The sequence below is a fragment of the Marinomonas ushuaiensis DSM 15871 genome (assembly GCF_000521805.1).
Taxonomy (GTDB): domain Bacteria; phylum Pseudomonadota; class Gammaproteobacteria; order Pseudomonadales; family Marinomonadaceae; genus Marinomonas; species Marinomonas ushuaiensis.
The window spans coordinates 164,522-183,601 of record NZ_JAMB01000007.1 but is presented as its reverse complement, the minus strand read 5'-3'; the positions used below and the strand labels follow the sequence as shown (position 1 = coordinate 183,601).

Annotated in this window: 19 protein-coding genes; 5 read left to right on the top strand and 14 right to left on the bottom strand. The window is 40.9% G+C overall.

Annotation, left to right across the window (positions count from 1 at the left end):
• Positions 1–95: 95 nt before the first annotated feature.
• The 3 genes from moaA to MUS1_RS09670 are packed head-to-tail and all read left to right on the top strand — an operon-like array spanning position 96 to position 2,890.
• Positions 96–1,139, top strand: a complete 1,044-nt coding sequence (gene moaA / locus MUS1_RS09680; RefSeq protein WP_036161895.1) for a GTP 3',8-cyclase MoaA — start codon at positions 96–98, stop codon at positions 1,137–1,139.
• A 12-nt stretch (positions 1,140–1,151) separates the two neighbouring features.
• Positions 1,152–1,691, top strand: a complete 540-nt coding sequence (gene moaB / locus MUS1_RS09675; protein WP_036161893.1) for a molybdenum cofactor biosynthesis protein B — start codon at positions 1,152–1,154, stop codon at positions 1,689–1,691.
• Positions 1,692–1,696: 5 nt separating this feature from the next.
• The gene (locus MUS1_RS09670; protein WP_036161888.1) at positions 1,697–2,890 is read left to right on the top strand and encodes a molybdopterin molybdotransferase MoeA; all 1,194 of its coding nucleotides are present in this window, start codon (positions 1,697–1,699) and stop codon (positions 2,888–2,890) included.
• A 127-nt stretch (positions 2,891–3,017) separates the two neighbouring features.
• On the opposite strand, the gene MUS1_RS09665 is transcribed toward MUS1_RS09670, so the two are convergent.
• Both MUS1_RS09665 and serB read right to left on the bottom strand, forming a co-directional pair.
• Entirely contained in the window at positions 3,018–3,941 is a 924-nt protein-coding gene (locus MUS1_RS09665) for a LysR family transcriptional regulator (protein WP_036161885.1), read from the bottom strand.
• 112 nt (positions 3,942–4,053) lie between these two features.
• Positions 4,054–4,965 carry a phosphoserine phosphatase SerB gene (serB, locus tag MUS1_RS09660; RefSeq protein ID WP_036161883.1) on the bottom strand — a complete coding sequence of 304 codons (912 nt, stop codon included), beginning with the start codon at positions 4,963–4,965 and terminating at the stop codon, positions 4,054–4,056.
• 146 nt (positions 4,966–5,111) lie between these two features.
• On the opposite strand from serB, the gene MUS1_RS09655 reads away from it, so the two are divergent.
• Positions 5,112–6,551 (top strand): AhpA/YtjB family protein, encoded by a 1,440-nt coding sequence (locus MUS1_RS09655; RefSeq protein ID WP_036161880.1) that lies wholly within the window; start codon positions 5,112–5,114, stop codon positions 6,549–6,551.
• 84 nt (positions 6,552–6,635) lie between these two features.
• On the opposite strand, the gene rpoS is transcribed toward MUS1_RS09655, so the two are convergent.
• From rpoS to MUS1_RS09600, 11 genes are all read right to left on the bottom strand, one after another.
• The gene (gene rpoS / locus MUS1_RS09650) at positions 6,636–7,631 is read right to left on the bottom strand and encodes an RNA polymerase sigma factor RpoS (protein WP_036161877.1); all 996 of its coding nucleotides are present in this window, start codon (positions 7,629–7,631) and stop codon (positions 6,636–6,638) included.
• 26 nt (positions 7,632–7,657) lie between these two features.
• Positions 7,658–8,401 (bottom strand): peptidoglycan DD-metalloendopeptidase family protein, encoded by a 744-nt coding sequence (locus MUS1_RS09645; RefSeq protein ID WP_245595790.1) that lies wholly within the window; start codon positions 8,399–8,401, stop codon positions 7,658–7,660.
• Between the two features lie 139 nt (positions 8,402–8,540).
• Complete coding sequence (locus tag MUS1_RS09640; protein ID WP_036161871.1) at positions 8,541–9,464, bottom strand: DUF368 domain-containing protein; 924 nt, start codon at positions 9,462–9,464, stop codon at positions 8,541–8,543.
• Positions 9,457–10,122, bottom strand: a complete 666-nt coding sequence (locus MUS1_RS09635; RefSeq protein ID WP_051436199.1) for a protein-L-isoaspartate(D-aspartate) O-methyltransferase — start codon at positions 10,120–10,122, stop codon at positions 9,457–9,459. The genes MUS1_RS09640 and MUS1_RS09635 overlap by 8 nt, the downstream gene beginning before the upstream one ends.
• Entirely contained in the window at positions 10,119–10,865 is a 747-nt protein-coding gene (surE, locus tag MUS1_RS09630; protein ID WP_036161868.1) for a 5'/3'-nucleotidase SurE, read from the bottom strand. The genes MUS1_RS09635 and surE overlap by 4 nt, the downstream gene beginning before the upstream one ends.
• Positions 10,846–11,937, bottom strand: a complete 1,092-nt coding sequence (gene truD, locus MUS1_RS09625) for a tRNA pseudouridine(13) synthase TruD (RefSeq protein WP_036161866.1) — start codon at positions 11,935–11,937, stop codon at positions 10,846–10,848. The genes surE and truD overlap by 20 nt, the downstream gene beginning before the upstream one ends.
• A 65-nt stretch (positions 11,938–12,002) precedes the next feature.
• Entirely contained in the window at positions 12,003–12,512 is a 510-nt protein-coding gene (gene ispF, locus MUS1_RS09620; protein ID WP_036161864.1) for a 2-C-methyl-D-erythritol 2,4-cyclodiphosphate synthase, read from the bottom strand.
• 29 nt (positions 12,513–12,541) lie between these two features.
• Positions 12,542–13,279 carry a 2-C-methyl-D-erythritol 4-phosphate cytidylyltransferase gene (gene ispD / locus MUS1_RS09615; RefSeq protein ID WP_036161861.1) on the bottom strand — a complete coding sequence of 246 codons (738 nt, stop codon included), beginning with the start codon at positions 13,277–13,279 and terminating at the stop codon, positions 12,542–12,544.
• A complete protein-coding gene (locus tag MUS1_RS09610; protein WP_036161859.1) occupies positions 13,276–13,554 on the bottom strand; it encodes an FtsB family cell division protein in 279 nt (92 codons plus the stop codon). The genes ispD and MUS1_RS09610 overlap by 4 nt, the downstream gene beginning before the upstream one ends.
• A 109-nt stretch (positions 13,555–13,663) precedes the next feature.
• Entirely contained in the window at positions 13,664–14,965 is a 1,302-nt protein-coding gene (gene eno / locus MUS1_RS09605; protein WP_036161857.1) for a phosphopyruvate hydratase, read from the bottom strand.
• A 51-nt stretch (positions 14,966–15,016) separates the two neighbouring features.
• Positions 15,017–16,654, bottom strand: coding sequence for a CTP synthase (locus tag MUS1_RS09600; protein WP_036161855.1), 1,638 nt, complete (start codon positions 16,652–16,654; stop codon positions 15,017–15,019).
• Between the two features lie 358 nt (positions 16,655–17,012).
• Here MUS1_RS09600 and MUS1_RS09595 point away from each other — a divergent pair, with 358 nt between their 5' ends.
• Positions 17,013–17,690 carry a nucleoside/nucleotide kinase family protein gene (locus tag MUS1_RS09595; RefSeq protein ID WP_036161852.1) on the top strand — a complete coding sequence of 226 codons (678 nt, stop codon included), beginning with the start codon at positions 17,013–17,015 and terminating at the stop codon, positions 17,688–17,690.
• Positions 17,691–17,692: 2 nt separating this feature from the next.
• Here MUS1_RS09595 and tilS read toward each other — a convergent pair whose 3' ends face one another.
• The gene (gene tilS, locus MUS1_RS09590) at positions 17,693–19,009 is read right to left on the bottom strand and encodes a tRNA lysidine(34) synthetase TilS (protein ID WP_036161999.1); all 1,317 of its coding nucleotides are present in this window, start codon (positions 19,007–19,009) and stop codon (positions 17,693–17,695) included.
• Positions 19,010–19,080: the final 71 nt, after the last annotated feature.

Below are 19,080 nucleotides of genomic sequence, written 5' to 3'. Positions count from 1 at the left end.
CTGTAAAGAATAACGCCTATATCTTTCTACTTCTTTGCTTAATCGGCCGTTTTTTGCTTTGATAGACACTCATTTAACGAGGTGTTTTTTTGATAATGAACTCTCTGATCGATCCCTTTGGTCGAAAAATCGATTACTTACGCATTTCGGTCACCGATAAATGTGATTTTCGCTGTACCTATTGTATGGATGAAGACGTTACTTTTTTATCAAAAGAACTGGTTTTGTCTTTGGAAGAAATTGTTCATGTAGCGAAAACCTTCATTGCCATGGGGACCAAACATATACGTATTACTGGTGGTGAGCCATTGGTGCGGAAAAATGTTCTCTGGGCGTTAGAGCAGATTGCCAATACCGAAGGATTAGAAGAGTTAACCATTACGACCAACGGCTCCCAGCTTTCTAAAATGGCACAGGACCTTTTCAATGCTGGCGTTTCTCGTATCAATATCAGTTTAGACACACTAAAAGCCGATCGATTTTTAGCGTTAACTCGAAAAAACAAGTTTCAACAAGTTATCAAGGGTATCGAAGCGGCCAGTAAACTGCCTTTCAAACGATTAAAAATCAACAGTGTTGTATTGAAAAATCATAACGATGATGAATTGTATGATCTCGCTAAGTTTGCACTGGATCACAACATGGACATCAGCTTCATTGAAGAAATGCCGCTGGGTGTCATTACAGACCATAATCGCGCAGAAACGTATTTATCCAGTGATGATGTTATTGACACCTTAAGCCAATATTACACATTAACGCCAAGTGATATTAAAACTGGTGGCCCAACTCGTTATTACCATGTTGCCGGATCAAACCATAAGATTGGAGTCATTTCACCTCACAGTCATAATTTTTGTGATACCTGTAACCGAATTCGCCTTACCGTTGAAGGTCGCCTACTGCTTTGCCTAGGTAACGAGCATTCTAAAGATTTAAAAGGCGTAATTCGTAGCAGCATGCAACATTTAAAAGCCTTAGAAAGTACTACTGAATTAGAGGGCTCAGCGGCCCTAGAAAACTCAAAAGAATTAGAAAATGCCATTATCGAAGCATTGGCACTAAAACCTCAACAACATCATTTTAACCTCGACGAAGCCCCTCAGATATTGCGCTTCATGAGCGCAACCGGAGGCTAGATAAGGAATCCCATGGCTAAGACACCCACTCCATTTCGTCCATTAAACATCAGCGTTTTAACGGTATCAGATACTCGGACTATCGCTGAAGACACCTCTGGCAATGCGCTTATTGAATTACTCACAGAAGCAGGCCATACATTGGCCGAAAGAAAACTGGTTAAAGACGATGTTTATCAAATGCGTGCGGTTGTCTCAAACTGGATCGCAGAGGAAGCAACGAATGTTGTGCTTATAACTGGCGGAACTGGTTTTTATTCAAGAGACAGCACCCCTGAAGCAATGACGCCATTGTTTGATAAAACGATTGAAGGCTTTGGGGAATTATTTAGACACATATCTTATGGCGAAATTGGCACGTCTACGATTCAATCCCGCGCGGTTGCAGGACTGGCAAACCAAACTCTTATTTTTTGCTTACCTGGCTCTACAGGTGCTTGCAAAACAGCATGGAATGGCATTTTACAAGAACAACTAAATGCGTCGCACAGACCGTGTAATTTTGTCAGCATGTTAATCGGGCCTTATGTATCCAATCAACACGGAGCCTAAATGTCATGTCAACTTTATTAGCCTTTGAAGATGCGTTAAAAGCAATCGAAGACAGTGCAAGTGTTCGTGTTTCAAATGAAATCATTGCTTTGTCTAACGCCACTGGAAGAATACTTGCGAAAGATATAGTCGCAGACATTTTTGTTCCTCCTCATGACAACAGTGCAATGGATGGCTACGCGTTAGTGGCTAAAGACTGGCAAGCAGGTAAAAGCTTTATCGTCAGCCAACGTATTCCTGCTGGTCTACATCCTGAACCTTTGGAACCTGGCACCTGTGCAAGGATTTTCACTGGTGCCAGTATTCCAGAAGGTGCCGATACGGTTGTGATGCAAGAAAATACACAACCGGTAAACGATAAAATCATATTTAATCAATCACCGACAAACAGAGACAACATTCGCCCCAAAGGACAAGACATAGAAGCAGGACAAACCGTCGTTAAAGCAGGTCAGAAAATAACGCCTATGCACATTGGCTTGCTTTCCAGCTTAGGGATTACAGAGGTTAGCGTATACAAACAACTGCGTGTTGGCATACTCACAACTGGCGATGAACTTATCCCAGCAGGACAAAGCTTAGAACCGGGGCAGATTTTCAACTCAAATGGCCCAATGCTCAGTGCTCTAGTTACTCAAGCTGGCCATCGGGTTGCAGACTGCCTTCATGCTGCTGATACACCAGAAGATACAGAAGCAGCACTAAGAGCTCTAATGGCTTCTTGTGATGTCATTCTGTCTTCCGGTGGCGTGTCTGTTGGTGAGGAAGATCATGTAAAAAGTGTTCTTGAAACATTAGGCACAGTGCATCTTTGGAAGATTGCGATTAAGCCGGGTAAACCTTTGGTTCATGCAACACTGAAAGGCATTCCATTTATAGGATTACCAGGTAACCCGAGCTCAACCCTTGTGACTTATCACTGGTTTGCTCGACTTCTGCTTTCCGTTTGTTCTGGACAAGTTGCCGACCACCCTCAGTCTTATTTGGTTGACGCTGGTTTCAGCCGAACAAAAACCATTCAACGAGATGAGTTTATACGTGTTGCGATAGGAAACGACGGTTTAGCCTATGCTCACCCTCAACAAAGCTCTGGCGCCCTACTCGCTGCGTGTGAAGGCCAAGGCTACCTACATATCAAGGCGCAAACACCGATTGAATACGGTTGTTCTTATTCTTTTTATCCATTCTACGGTTTTTAATTCTCTTTAAATTAGAACGCCATATTCAACTATACAGACTGAAAATGGCGTTCTAATGATTAAAATAAAGAGCCGCTCTGAAATCATATAAAAAGCATGGAGTCTTGTAGACGTATTTACCTTGGTTTTATTCGTTAGAGGTATCCAAAAAAGCTTGTCTTAATAACCCTCTGAACCATATATGAGCAGCATCATGTTGGAAACGCTCATGCCAAATCATAGAGTAGTCAAACTCCCGCGTTACAAACGGCAATTCATGTAAAACTATATCCGATGCAGTCTCAACCATGTCTTCTGCAAAAAGCCTCGGCACGGTTAATAATAAATCGCTGCCCATTACAACTCTTGCTGCTGGAACGAAATTAGGTAGATTCACAGCAACATGCCGTTTCTCGCCTAATTTATCTAACTCGCGATCAACAGCAAAGTATTCACGACGCCCTAATACAACCTGAACATGACTGGCTTTCAAATAGCTTTCTAACGTTAATATATTTTTGATTGCCGGATGATGTTTACGCGCCAAACATACCATCTGGTCACTTTTTAAACGCATGGCACGAATGCTTGCTGGCGGCTCTTTTGAAAGGACAGAAACAGCAACATCAATATTGGTTTGATCCAAGTCTACTACCATGTCTTCATTCCAAGATTTAACATCTAAAATAGCGCCGGGCGCTTCTTGTCGAAATTGATCCAGAATTTTGGGTAGCACAGTTAGAATGCCAAAGTCGGTGGTTGATAAGATGAATCGACGTTTACTCGTTTCAGGTGTGAATTCACTTGGCTGAATAATACTTTCTAAGCCTTTAAGTGTATCCGCTAATAGTGTGGATAATTTCTCTGTTTTAGCGGTAGCAGAAAGCCCATGGGATGTTCTGATAAACAATGGGTCGTCAAATATGTCACGTAAACGTGATAAAGAACGGCTTACAGCAGGCTGAGACACATTCAACCTTGTAGCCGCCTTTGTCACATTAAGCTCTTCAATTAAAACCTGAAAAACGTACAACAGATTCAAATCAATATCAGACAATCTTATTTCTGACAAAATACCACCTCAACCAATTTTATTATTAGAGTTATAACAGTGAATTATAACAATGTTTTAGAGATGGCAATAGTAGCCTATGAAACAAGCACAAAAAACAGCACGACAACCACTAAACTGACAACTTACGGATTTCAGAAGAGGTCATTCCTAATAAATACAAGATTCCATCCAAACCAAGATTGTTCATAGGACATGGCGCTTGTTTTCTAACAAGGGGTTTAGCATGCAAAGCAACACCTAATGCGGCATGATTCAACATCAAAAGATCATTGGCACCATCGCCACAAGCAATCGTTTGTTTCCAGTTTGCTTGTTGCTGCTCAACTATTTCTGCTAACAGCCGTTTCTTGCGCTCGCCATCAACAATAGGACCTAAATGCTTACCTGTTAGTTCTTTATCTTGGATTTCTAAGACGTTTGCGTGTACTTCTGACATACCATATTCTGCTTGAACTCTATCAGCAAAATAAGTGAAGCCACCCGATAAAATAGCAGTGTGCCAACCGTAATGGTGCAAAACCTTCATCAAGGTAGAAATACCGTCCATGTGTTGAATTCTATTATAAACACCATCCATCACTTCACTACTCAAGCCTTTTAATAAAGCTAACCGTTGCACAAAGCTTTCAACAAAATCAATTTCACCACGCATCGCACTCGCTGTCACGGCAGCAATTTGCTCTCCAATGCCGGCGTCTACAGCGAGCTCATCCATAACCTCGGCTTTAATCAAAGTTGAATCCATATCAAATACAGCAACACCACCAAGACGGATATCCAGCATTGTGGATTGATAAATATGATCAATGCCTGTTTCATCAGATAAAGCCAAAAGCTCTGTAGTGATGTCAACAGGATCAGCAACCTTTGTGTCTAATCTTACTTGTGCGACCAACACTGAATCTTCGATGTCAGTCAATAGAGTGGAAGAGCCACTTAGTCCGCGCGCGTCCAACCAAGCATTAAATTGATCTAAATATTCAGAGTTCAAAGAACCGATAAGGGTGATACTGGCAGACATAAATGCTCCTAATTCAATAAGACGCCTACTATAGCAAATCGTTTTCTTTTCGCTAAGCACCTGTTCTACTTTAAAGAATTCAGAAAACGGCCGTTATGATGTGTATACTTTAATTATTGTTCTATGAGTTATCCCAAAGGAAGTGAATGGACACCCAACCTAAAATTAAGATGATCACAGCTTTTGTGCGTAAAAAGCTAAGTGCATCAGTTGTCACTGTGGCAACTTTTCTCTCACTGATGATCCTCACCGTGTGTATTTTTTGGTACACAATGACTCATGCTCTTGGTAACTACTTATCTCAACAAACAGAAGTTCTTGGCAGCAGTTTAGCGACTCAAGCTGCGTTCAACGCTACTCAGTCGATCCTTTCCAATGATCTATTAAGTTTAAACGTATTACTTAATCGTTTAGTAGTAGATGATAATATTTTAAGTGCTCGCGTATACAACAAAAAAGACGAGTTACTTGCCGAAGCAAACAGCAGTGGTTCTGGCATGCAATCGGAACAAGATTACCGCCCTGGCAATGGTCGACGAGTTTACAGTTCTAGCATAAAGTTTCGTGATGATATTGTTGGCCACGTATTAATTACAATAGACAAAACACCAGCCCAAGCAACTCTTCTACATCTAAACAATCTACTTATTGGCGTCGCTATTTTCATTTCAGCCATCACTCTGTTACTTGTTCTTCTAATGACAAAATGGCTATTTTCCCCTATTACAGAAGCAAGCAGTGCTATTATTGCCTATAGTCAAGGAAAAAAAAGCAGCCCTCTCGATCCTGCAAAATACAAAGAGGCCAGAGAAATTCATCAAGCGGTAGAATCAATACAAAACCTTGAGCATTCAGCGCCAGTTGTCGAAAAATCAATAAAAGCAGCCAAACAAGAAACACCAAACGATGAAAAAACGGAAACAAAAGAAGCGCAATTTGAAATGAACTTCGACGCTCTTTTTGAAGAATCTAAACAGCGAAACTGCGTTCTGTATTTTGATATTCTTAATTTAGAAGAATGGCATAAGAACATGACACCTCTGCAGGTGGCGAACTTATTAACCCCAATTTACAGAGCAATATTCCAAGCCAGTGAAGTATATTTAGGCCAAGTACACCAACATAAAAATGACTCGGCTATTATCTTTTTCAGTGCCATGAGCTCAGAAGACAATCTGTATTTAAATGCTGTTAGTACTGCTCAACTCTTTTTAGGCTTAATGGAAAAATTATTAGAAAATGAACTTTATAAAGACACGCCAAAACTGAACTTCCATTTAGGCCTTCATCAAGGCAATTCTAAAATCAGTAATATGATCAAAGAAAACAACTTTAAAGCCGATGAGATTGAAGACTTACTGAATGACATGGAACAAATGAAAAAATCAGAAAGTGTGAATAAGCTGGTGATAAGTGATGACATTTTTACTTTATCTCATATACAAAACCGCGTTTTCAGTGGTCTTCCAGAAATCATAGAAAGCAATGAAAAAGAAATTCTGGCCTATGAAGTAAAAGGCATGTCGGACAAGTATAAAGCCAAAATCCAACAACATATTATCGATATCGCCGGCATAATCGAATAAAACAAGAAAGCCCGCTTACTCTGACAGTAAGCGGGCCTTTTATCGTTAGTATGTATAACGAGTTCTTAAATAATTCTAAATAAATCAGTGATCAAAACCAATAACGTCATCCAACAACAAACCTTCTTTGTCCATTATCAAACGTAATTTTCGCAGTGCTTCCACTTGGATTTGACGAACACGCTCTCGCGTTAAGCCTATCTCAGCGCCTACATTTTCCAATGTACTTGCTTCATGACCTCGTAGACCAAACCGACGTGTAATCACATCACATTGCTTCTCACTTAACTCATCTAACCAATGTTCAATACCTTGGAGCACATCACCGTCTTGTCTGTCGGCCTCCGGTCCTTGATGAATATCATCTGCCAATACTTCAGCTAGACTTTTGTCGTTATTTTCACCACCAAATGAAGCATCAATAGAGCTTACTCTCTCGTTCAGTCGAAGCATCTTTTGAACGTCTTCTACTGGACAGTCAAGCCTATCTGCAATTTCTTCAGCACTGGGTTCATGATCCAGCTTTTGAGTTAGCTCTCTAGCCGCACGCAAATAAATATTGAGCTCTTTTACGACATGAATAGGCAAACGAATGGTTCGAGTTTGATTCATGATGGCACGTTCAATGGTTTGTCTAATCCACCAAGTCGCATAAGTTGAAAAACGGAATCCACGCTCAGGATCAAATTTTTCAACCCCCCGCATTAAACCAAGATTTCCTTCTTCAATAAGATCGAGCAAAGACAAGCCTCGATTTAAGTATCGACGAGAAATTTTGACCACTAAGCGTAAATTACTTTCAATCATACGCTTACGGGCTTTTTCATCTCCTTTAAGTGCCAGACGTGCGAAATACACCTCCTCCTCAGCACTAAGTAAAGGAGAGAAACCTATTTCGCTTAAATATATTTGAGTAGCATCAAGATTGCGGCTTTTATCTGCTTCTGCATATCGAGCATTTACTGCAGATTCGAATTCTTCATTAGTATCTTCCTTATAACTATCAAGTGGAGTATCAAGGTCAAAATCACCAGCATTCAAAACTTTCGTTTCTGTATTGCCCTTCTTTGCTAACTTCATATCTCCTCCTCAAAAATTCGAGCACTCTAATTTTTAGGTAAGACCTCTAATGGGTCTATCGGCTGTCCATCACGTCGCACCTCAAAGTGCAATAATGGCCGATCACTTCCTTTTCCACCAATAACAGCCAGGGAATCACCCGCTTTAACATTCTGCTTCTCTTTCACTAGAATGCTATCGTTGTATGCATAAGCACTAAGATAAACATCGTTATGTTTCACAATAACGAGGTTTCCATATCCGATTAAGCCGCTGCCAGCATAAACAACTGTACCGTCAGCCGCCGCCTTAACCAATGCCCCCTGACTCGCTTTGATATCTATACCTTTACTACTAACACCAGCGTTTGAAAACCCCCTAGTGACCTGACCATCTACAGGCCATGACCAATCACTTACTGGTTTGTCATTTTTTGTATCTATTACATTCGATTTTTTTGCTTCTTTTACTGGCGTAACAACCGATGTGTTTGTTGACGAGTTATTAACAATCAACGGCGTAGAACTTGTGCTTGAAGAAGTGCTATTTGCCACATTAGAAGAAGGCTTCGCTTGCCCCCCTAGACGAATTTTTTGTTTCGGATAAATAACATAAGGCGCATCGATTCTATTTAGCTTTGCTAATTCTCGATAATCTAATCCATAGCGAAAAGCAATAGAAAACAAGCTGTCACCACTCTCCACCCGATGATATCCAGTAGATGGAACAGAAGAAACACTGGCATTATTTGAATTGTATTTTTGATTGTTTTTTGCTGAATAATGAAGCACTTCATACGAGCATCCACTTAATAAAACACATAAAAAAACAAGCCAACTTGTTAACCAAGTTAGCCATGTAGAATTATGTCTTTTATAGAAATGACTGTAGATAACGCTTTACTCCATCAATCAATTAATTATGATTTTATTACGATTTGTCTGTATTACGTAACAATATGTAAGATACAAAGAAAATACTCAAAAAACCGACTAAGGCACACAGAAGTGGCAAAATTAAATCCGTAAAAAAATAATAATCAGGAAGATCCCAAGGAAGAATTAAATGCTCCTCCAATGATACTTTTTTGTCATTCACAACACGCCATGAATCCGTTATTTTCCACGGCCAAACCTTTACTAAAGCACCAAGCATAACGCCTGTTAGTGCAGACAAAGTCATTGAGCGAGCATGACTCAGTAAATAGTGAAGTACTTTAGAGAAACTTAACAGTCCAATAAGTGCACCGCTGGCAAAAACCATAATAACAACAATATCTAAACTTTTAATTGCTGAGAGTATAAACCCATACATTCCCATCATGAGCAATAAAAAACTACCTGATATTCCAGGTAAAATCATCGCACAAATTGCAATCATTCCAGCGAAAAAAACCGTCAACAGTGATGTATTTAATTGCGTTGGTACAAGCAATGAAAGGCTCGCTCCAACGGCAACACCGGCTATTAAGATACAAAAATGTCGTACCCCAAACCCTGTAATCTGACTAATTAAAAAATACGCTGACGCCAAAATAAGGCCAAAGAAAAAACTCCATAAGAAACTTGGATAGGTCGCTAAAAGATGGGTAACTAAGCCTGCAAATAGAAAAATACTGGTTAAGACACCGCCGCCCAAAGCAAGTAAGAATGCACCATCGAAATGTCGCCACAAAGCCTTAATATCGCCTTTAGACAACAAGCTTATACTTTCTTTATTAATACCACTTAAGGAATTAATTAGACGATCATAAACACCTAAAATAAAAGCAATCGTACCGCCAGACACTCCAGGAACGATATCGGCAGCGCCCATTAACAAACCACTTGCATATATTTTTAGCCATTTAGGCATTCTCTGTTCCTTCTAATAAGGGGACGAAGTGCGCAGACTCTGCCCCTAAACATTTCCATCGATCGCCTTCTTTTCGCCAACAACCTATCTGAGGTGTTGGCTGATCAATTGGCATAATCAAAATACCTTGTTGCTTAAGGCAGTTCGTTAAAGCCAAAGGAATTTTACTCGCCATCGCGGTAATGATAACGGCATCCATCTCAACATCATTAGACCAACCCGCTTGCCCATCACCAAATAAATACTCAACATTATTAATATTCATGGCGGACAATCGTAACTTGGCTTGCTCATATAAAATTTTCTGTCGCTCTACCGTATGCACTTTATTGAAAAAGTGCGCCAAAATACGAGTTTGGTAGCCTGAACCGGTTCCCACCTCCAATACGCGCCCAAGTCTGGCATAAGTCAAAAGCCATTCAGTCATTCTTGCTACAGTAAGCGGCTGGCTAATTGTTTGATTGCGACCAATAGGAAGTGGTGTTGCAGAATAAGCTAGATGAGAAAAAGCTGGCTCGACAAAGTCATGGCGTGGAATACTCCCCATCAAGGCCAATAGCTCTTCATGAGTAATGCCTGCCTCACTGAGTTGATGAACCATTTTGGAAGCTCTCGACTCAGTGTGCTTAATTAACCAATTCAGGTCGTCTTGACTCATAAATTTACAGTATCAGTCCATTGTTCAAGGGAAGACTTCGCTTCGTAACACGTCATATCAGTATGAATCGGCGTAATTGAAACATAACCATTTTCAACCGCAAAAAAATCTGTTCCTTCAGACGCATCATGAGGCTCGGATAAGGCACCAATCCAAAAACTAGGTAAACCTTTTGGGTGTTGTGCTGAAATTGGGGCTTGCGCCTGATGTCGATAACCAAGACGTGTTACCTGTATTCCTTTTAATTCATCATAAGGTAAATCTGGCACATTTACATTTAACAAGATACCCGCTGGCACAGACAAGGTATGAGCGTCTTTAAGTAAACGCATAACAACCTCAGCGGCTGTATCAAAATGCTCATTGCCGACTAAAGAAACAGCTAAAGCAGGTCGCCCTAGGTGACGTGCCTCCATGGCCGCAGCAACCGTACCAGAATAGATAACATCATCGCCTAAATTAGCGCCATGGTTGACGCCTGAGACCACTAAGTCTACTTCACCATCAATCAATCCAGACAATGCCAGATTGACGCAATCAGTTGGCGTGCCATCAACACGATACTGGTTTCCTGCTACTTTCACTGGCTGCAACGGTCGATTCAGCGTCAATGAGTTACTCGCACCGCTATGATTACGGTCAGGCGCAACGACTAAAACGGCATAATCTTGCTGCAAACGTTTCACTAATATTTGTATACCAACTGCATCAATGCCGTCGTCGTTAGCGATCAATATTCTCATGATGCTTCTCTGCTGACTTGTCCGTGAAATCAACCATTTCGCGAAATACGCTGGTCGCAAAACAACCTTTTGGTAACGAAAATTCTACGATCAATTGAATATTATCTTCATTCTCTTTCAGTAATTCCCACGCCATATTCATAGGAACAAGGCGAGCGAGCCGGCTGTCTCGAGAAAGATCAAAACCAATTAAACCATTAACCAGACCCATATGATCCGACAAAGACGCTTTTATGGCAGACTCACGCTGAGAACCTGTTCCAGCTTCCCAACCTTCACTAATCATAGGTAAAACAGGGCTTATATCTCCACGCCTTACGCTCAGATGTATTAATGCATCCATTTCTTTTACACGAAACTGTTCGTCCTTACGCTGAAATTGCGCAATATCGCCATCACATAAGCGCGACCACATACCATTTTCAACTTGATCACTTAACGCCTGATTAAAACACCAAGAGCGAATGGCAGATAACCAAAAGGATTCCGTTTTAGATAATTTTCGACGACTTTGTCGCCCTTGTAGAACGAAGCTTTTACCGTTGTGTAAATTATTACCGTTTATGCCAAAACGCTGCGGACCATAATAGTTAGGTACACCGCCTTCTTTGATCAGGTTCAAACGCCCTTCAAGCTCATTCAAGTCACCACGAATGCCTCGTAAGCGAATCACAAAACGATTTGATACATGAGAGCCTGTACGAAGCTTTTTAGAATGACGCAATTGTGCAATCACTCGAACACTTTCAGGTTCTCTAAAAGCGTCTTGAATACCTGACAAGTCTGGCTCTTGGTTTAAAACATGCAAACAAAACCACTGACGAGTACAAGCATGACGATCTTTCACGCCACTGTAAGTCACCTTGTTTGGTGCGATACCTGCAATTTGAGCTAATCGTTTGGCAAGAAAGTCTGTGTTAATGCCTTGCTTTTCAATAAATACAAAACAAAACTCACCTTTATCGTCTGGCTCAAAACCAAGTTGTTCTTCGACATAAAAATCTTGTACATGGGTTTTTAAGTCACCGGTCACTTCTGGCTTGGACCAAGCGTATCGCCATTCAGTATTCATACATTCCTCAGGCTAAAGAGCCCCTGATTAAAGAGCCCTTGGCTAAACAGCTCCAAATTAAAATCCTAACTAAAGAGAGCTTGATTAAAATGTGCTTCTTTAAAAATTAGCGCGACTGCTTCAACAGCAATACCTTCTTTGCGACCGGTAAAACCGAGCTTTTCTGACGTTGTTGCTTTTACATTAACCGCATCGATATCTATCGACAAATCATCCGCGATATTAGCTCTCATTGCATCAATATATGGGCGCATTTTCGGTGCTTCAGCAATTATAGTGACATCAACATTACCCACTTTAAAACCAAAAGACATGATTTCTTGATAAGCACGCTTGAGTAAAATACGGCTATCTGCACCAGCAAACTCAGAGTCCGTATCAGGAAAGTGCTTCCCTATATCGCCAAGCGCGGCCGCACCTAAAAGTGCATCAGTTAAAGCATGTAATGCCACATCGCCATCAGAATGGGCAATCAAACCTTGAGAATAAGGAATAGAAACGCCACCTAAAACGATATGGTCGCCTTCACCAAATTTATGAACATCAAAACCATGACCAATGCGAAACGGCATCATGATAATTACTCCTGTGCTATAGATTGCACTTATTTATTAAAATGTAAATTTGAACTTCTAAGATATGAAAAAAGCGCTTCTGCGATCAATAAATCTTCAGGAAACGTTACCTTAATGTTACTACTTTCCCCCACTAAAAGATCAGGGTGCCAACCGGCGAACTCCATTGCAGAACATTCATCTGTTATCACAACACCTTCCGTTTGTGCTTTTTCTAAGGCGTAAAGTAAACGGCCAGAAACAAACTTCTGTGGTGTTTGAGCCAACCAAATACCGCTTCTATCAAGCGTTATGTCAACCGATGATGTGCAAGCAAGAGAAGTATCGATAGGTAATTGACGCTTTACAGTATCTCGAGCTGGCATAGCCAAAAGAACACCTTGATCAGAATCATGGCGAATAATTTGTTCAAGCTTTTTCTGAGTTAATAAAGGACGTGCAGCATCATGAACCAATACTTCTTGTTGTTCATTTCCTGTCATTTTAGCTAAAAATTTCAGTCCTTTTAAAACCGTATCACTACGTTCCTTTCCGCCAGAAAAAGTATGCACTGAGGCGTGCTGATACCATTTTGACTCTGACCAATACACGTCTTCAGGGCTAACGCCGACGGCAACACCTGCAATTAAAGGATGATCAACAAATATTTCAATTGTACGGTCTAAAATGCTTTGTCCTGCTAATGACAAATACTGCTTTGGGCAATGCGCTTGCATACGCTGACCAACACCTGCCGCAGGAATAATAATCCATAAAGACGATGTCATTGCTTGTTTACCATGCGATAAAACACTTCATTATCTTTAATGTATTGAAGCTCACTACGAACATGCTCTTCTACAGCCTCTTCACCAAGCCTAAGATCAACAACTTGCGCGCGCAATGCTTCATTACGATGTTTAAGACGTTGATTAATACGTTCTTGGTATGCGATTTGTTTTGCCAGCTCTTCTTGTCGTTTTAAACCCTGTTCACCAAAATACAAATGAAAGGATTGGTAACCAATGGCAAAGACAAAAAAGACAATTAACAAACGCCTCATAACACCCTCGACGACTCAAATAAAAAACATTCCCTATTATCAAAGGAATTAAATTTAAAACAAATAAAAAAGGGAGAACATAGTTCTCCCTTCTTAGATCAAGTAAATATTACGCTTGACCTTTCACTTCTTTAAGACCGTTGTAAGGTGCTTTTGAACCTAACGCTTCTTCGATACGTAGAAGTTGATTGTACTTAGCAACACGATCAGAACGGCTTAATGAACCTGTTTTGATTTGGCCAGCCGCTGTACCAACCGCTAGATCAGCAATTGTTGCATCTTCAGTTTCACCTGAACGATGAGAGATAACAACAGTAAAACCAGCATCTTTAGCCATTTTGATTGCAGCTAAAGTTTCAGTTAAAGAACCGATTTGGTTAAATTTGATTAAGATTGAGTTAGCTATACCGTTGTCGATACCACGCTTAAGAATCTTAGTGTTTGTTACGAATAGATCATCACCCACCAATTGGATTTTATCACCCATTAGTTTAGTTTGGTGCGCGAAACCATCCCAGTCAGACTCGTCAAGACCGTCTTCGATAGAAACAATTGGGTATTTGTTAGTAAGATCTTGTAAGAAGAAGTTAAATTCTTCAGAAGTGAATTTCTTGCCTTCACCTTTAAGGTCATAGATGTTTGCTTCTTTGTCGTAGAACTCAGATGCAGCACAATCCATCGCTAATGTGATGTCTTTACCTAATACGTAACCAGCGTTTGCAACAGCTTTTTCGATTGCAGCAAGTGCCGCTTCGTTAGACTCAAGATTAGGAGCAAAACCACCTTCATCACCAACAGCCGTTGAGTGACCGTCAGCTTTAAGTACTTTAGCTAGGCTATGGAATACTTCAGCTCCCATACGTAGGCCTTCACGGAAGTTAGGCGCGCCAACAGGTTGGATCATGAATTCTTGGATATCTACAGAGTTATCTGCATGCTCACCACCATTGATGATGTTCATCATTGGAAGCGGCATAGAGTAAACACCAGAAGTACCGTTTAAGTCAGCAATGTGAGCATATAGAGGTACTTTCTTAGAGATAGCAGCGGCTTTAGCAGCCGCTAGAGAAACAGCTAGGATAGCGTTTGCGCCAAATTTAGCTTTGTTTTCAGTACCGTCTAGGTCGATCATGATTTGGTCAAGTTCAGCTTGTGCTAGTGCATCTTTACCAGCTAGTGCTTCAGCGATTGGACCGTTTACAGCTGCAACAGCTTTAAGTACGCCTTTACCTAAGTAACGAGCTTTGTCACCGTCACGTAACTCAAGTGCTTCACGAGAACCAGTAGATGCACCTGATGGCGCAGCAGCCATACCGATAGAACCATCAGCAAGATGCACTTCAGCTTCTACCGTTGGGTTACCACGTGAATCCATGATTTCACGACCTTTAACTTGAACGATCAGACTCATAACAAACCTCTTTAAATGTATAAAAAATCAAAAACTGTCTATTTACTCGATTTATTTTTCTTTTCCTGCATATTTCAATGCGGCATGAACAAAAGCACTAAATAGTCCGTGACCATATCTAGGCGTTGAAGTAAATTCAGGGTGGAATTGACAAGCGACGAACCAAGGATGGTCGGCAATTTCTACCATTTCAACCAATGAATTATCTTCTGAACGACCTGAAATCGTCAATCCCGCAGATTCCAATGCAGACACATAAAAGTTATTTACTTCATAACGATGGCGATGACGTTCTTTAATGACAGGAACATCACCATAAGCTTCATATGCTTTCGTGCCTGCGGTTAAATTGCAGTTCTGTGCACCAAGGCGCATAGTGCCACCTAGATCAGACTCCTCTGAACGTATTTCTTTAGAGCCTTCAGTATTTGTCCACTCAGTAATCAGACCAACGACTGGGTTTTCTGCTTTTAAGTTAAACTCGGTACTATGAGCACCAGATAAATTTGCCACATTTCGAGCAAATTCAATAACAGCTACTTGCATACCCAAACAAATACCTAAGTAAGGCACTTTATTTTCACGAGCATATTGCGCGGTTAAAATTTTACCTTCAACGCCACGCTCGCCGAAACCACCAGGAACAAGAATCGCGTCCATTCCTTTCAGGCATTCAGTGCCGTTTTCTTCGATACTTTCAGAATCAATATAATGCAACTTAACTTTAGTTCGAGCGTGAATACCAGCGTGGTCCATCGCCTCGATCAAAGATTTGTAAGCATCCAACAATTCCATGTACTTACCGACCATGGCGATGTTGATTTGTTTTTCAGGATTCAGTTTTGCCTGAGTAACTTTATTCCAAATACTAAGATCTGGCATGTCGCAATCAAGATTAAAACGCTCAACAATTAAGCTGTCTAAACCTTGGTCATTCAACAGTTGCGGAATACGATAAATCGTGTCGGCATCAGGTAAAGAAATAACCGCACGCTCTTCTACGTTGGTAAACAAGGAAATTTTCTTACGCTCAGGGGCTTCAATAGATACTTCAGAACGACATACCAGGATATCAGGCTGAATACCGATTGAACGCAACTCTTTAACAGAATGTTGAGTCGGCTTCGTTTTGGTTTCACCCGCAGTGCGAATATAAGGCACCAAGGTCAAATGCATAAACAAAGCACGATGAGAGCCGACTTCGACTTTCATCTGACGAACGGCTTCTAAGAAAGGTTGAGATTCGATGTCACCAACGGTGCCGCCAATTTCAACTAAGGCAACGTCTGCGCCTTGTGCACCGGCAATAACACGGCGTTTGATTTCATCGGTAATATGGGGAATCACCTGAACCGTTCCACCTAGGTATTCACCGCGACGTTCTTTTTTCAACACATGCTGATAAACGCGTCCTGTAGTGAAATTATTACGCTTGCCCATTTTAGTGGAAATGAAGCGTTCATAATGACCTAAGTCTAGATCGGTTTCGGCGCCGTCTTCGGTAACGAAAACTTCACCGTGCTGGAAAGGACTCATGGTGCCCGGATCTACGTTAATGTAAGGATCCAGTTTGAGCATGGTGACTTTAAGCCCACGGGATTCAAGAATAGCCGCCAAAGATGCTGCTGTTAAGCCTTTGCCTAGTGATGAAACCACGCCGCCTGTGACGAAAATATATCGTGTCGCCATGAGTGTTTAACCCGCCTTAAAATAGAAAAATATGAGATTTGATGGCACAGAAAAATATGCCTTCAGGACGGGTAAAAATAATAACATCGCAAGGCCATCCACTCAATGTAAAACGACGCTGTTTTATGCCGCGGTAAGGTTTAATCATGCAATAACGATTAAAATCGTCCCATCACCCCCAACTGAAGTAACACCATAGTTTGCAGTAATTATTCTAATAACCGAACATTAGCCCTATATCATTTCATATAAGCTCACACCTCCAAAAGGCATTTCTAATTTCGTTTTCATTCATATTAAATGCTAATCTAGAACTTACTTGCACCCTCCATTCTTTTTTGTAGATTTAGGAAATCCTATGACACCTTCACAACTTAACCATTTCTACAGTCATTCAGAAGAAGTTAAACAAGCCTTAGTTAAAATACAAAGCGCCCTTAATAAACCACATCGAACTCTTATTGCTCTAACCGGTGGACCAGGATCAGGAAAAAGCACATTAGCAGAATACGTTACGTCTTATTTTTCAACACAACAAGAACAAGCCATCAGCCTTTCCATGGATGGCTTTCACTTATCAAAAGCCCAACTGAACGCCCTACCAAACTCAGAAGAAGCGTTCGCCAGAAGAGGAGCCCCGTGGACATTTGATAGCACTGCTTTTATTGATCGCGTTAAAGCCATTCATCAAGGTTATCAACAAGAAGATATTCTATGGCCTAGTTTTGACCACAGCCTCGGAGATCCAATTGAAGACGATATTTCTATCAATAAAAAAGCCAAAGTTATTTTGATTGAAGGTTTGTATTTATTACACCAACAAGATGGCTGGCAAGAAGCAACAGCACTGTTTGATGAGCATTGGTTTTTAGATACTCCTATTGACGTGTCCATTGAGCGATTAGCGCAACGCCATATGAAAGCCTGGGGGTTCAGCCATGAACAAGCAATGGAAAGGATCAACCGAAGTGACAGCCTCAATGCAGAACTGGTTAGCTCAACAAAAGGCAAGGCGGATTGGTTATTGAAAGGTTAATTTTATTCTAGAGACACAAGCAAAGGAAGTTCGCCAGATAAGCGCCATTCCACTTTAACATGCGGATAATCTGGGTGGCGCCAGAGCGAGCCGATCGCAACAAGTTCAGTATCGATAAAAATATAAGGCAAATGGTTACGCCACCAGCTTGGTACTTGTAAATCATTTAACCATTTTTTCAACTTACGACTATTGCCATTTTCGAAGCTTAATACAGCACCTTCTGGACGTTCGCCTAAAACACAGCCATTGCAACCACTGACCAGAACCTCATCAAACGAGCGTTTCAGAATTTCATCTTTATTCAAAGGAGCAAGCGTCACTTCTTGATCTAATGGTAGAAAATAAATGAAATTTTGATGGCGCATAATACGACCATTCTTAAGCTTAAATTCTGGATGCCGATCCTCTCTACCAGACAACATCTGCTCGACATTTTCTAATTGCAGTTGAGGTAATGAAATACTTTTATTTTGCAAAAAATGGCGTAACCAAAAAAGTCTTTCCTCTAATGACTCTTCACTAAGAAAAGATAAATCCAAGCCGCCATACTCGTTACACCATTTAGCCAATTGGCGCTCTGCAAACCGAGAAAGCATAAGATAATCGGTTTCGATTCGTTTAGCGCCAGAAGCAATATTTTGCTCCATCTTTGGAAATCGCTCTTTCAGAATAGGCACAACTCGTTGCCGCAAAAAATTACGAGTAAAACGCTCATCCGCATTAGAGTCATCTTGAATCCATTTCAATTTTTCTTGGCGTGCATAAGATTCAATACTTACTTTTGATATATCCAGCAAAGGGCGAACAAGATAAGCACCTTCCACCCCAATAGCACGCATACGTGGCATACCAGAAAGACCCTTCCCTCCTGTCCCGCGTAACAACCGAAATAAAACTGTTTCAGCTTGGTCGTCACCATGATGCGCCAATAACAAGACCTCTTTTGATGTCATTATTTGCTCAAAGGCTTGGTATCGAGCATTACGCGCAGCGTCTTCGACTGAGGCTTGAGCTTCTAATTGAACGCGTTTAGCAACGAAACGCACATCGAGTTTTTGACACACTTGTTCGCAGTGACTTAGCCAACTATCCGCATGGTCACTAAGCCCATGATGAATATGAATCACCGCCAATTTTCGTCGCTGCTGAGCAGTCAGTTGACTCACGATCGCATGCAGTAAAACATGAGAGTCTACACCACCACTAAAACCAACCCATACAACGTCTACTTCAGAGAATAAGCCATCTATCCACTCTTGATTAAATCGAAGTGGCATTGAAGATTTGATTGGCTTTAAGTGTGTATGTTTCATCATAAGCTCTAAATAAAAGCGACCATTATCCAAAAGTCAAAAACAAAAAAGCCCCCTTAATAGGAGGCTTTTTA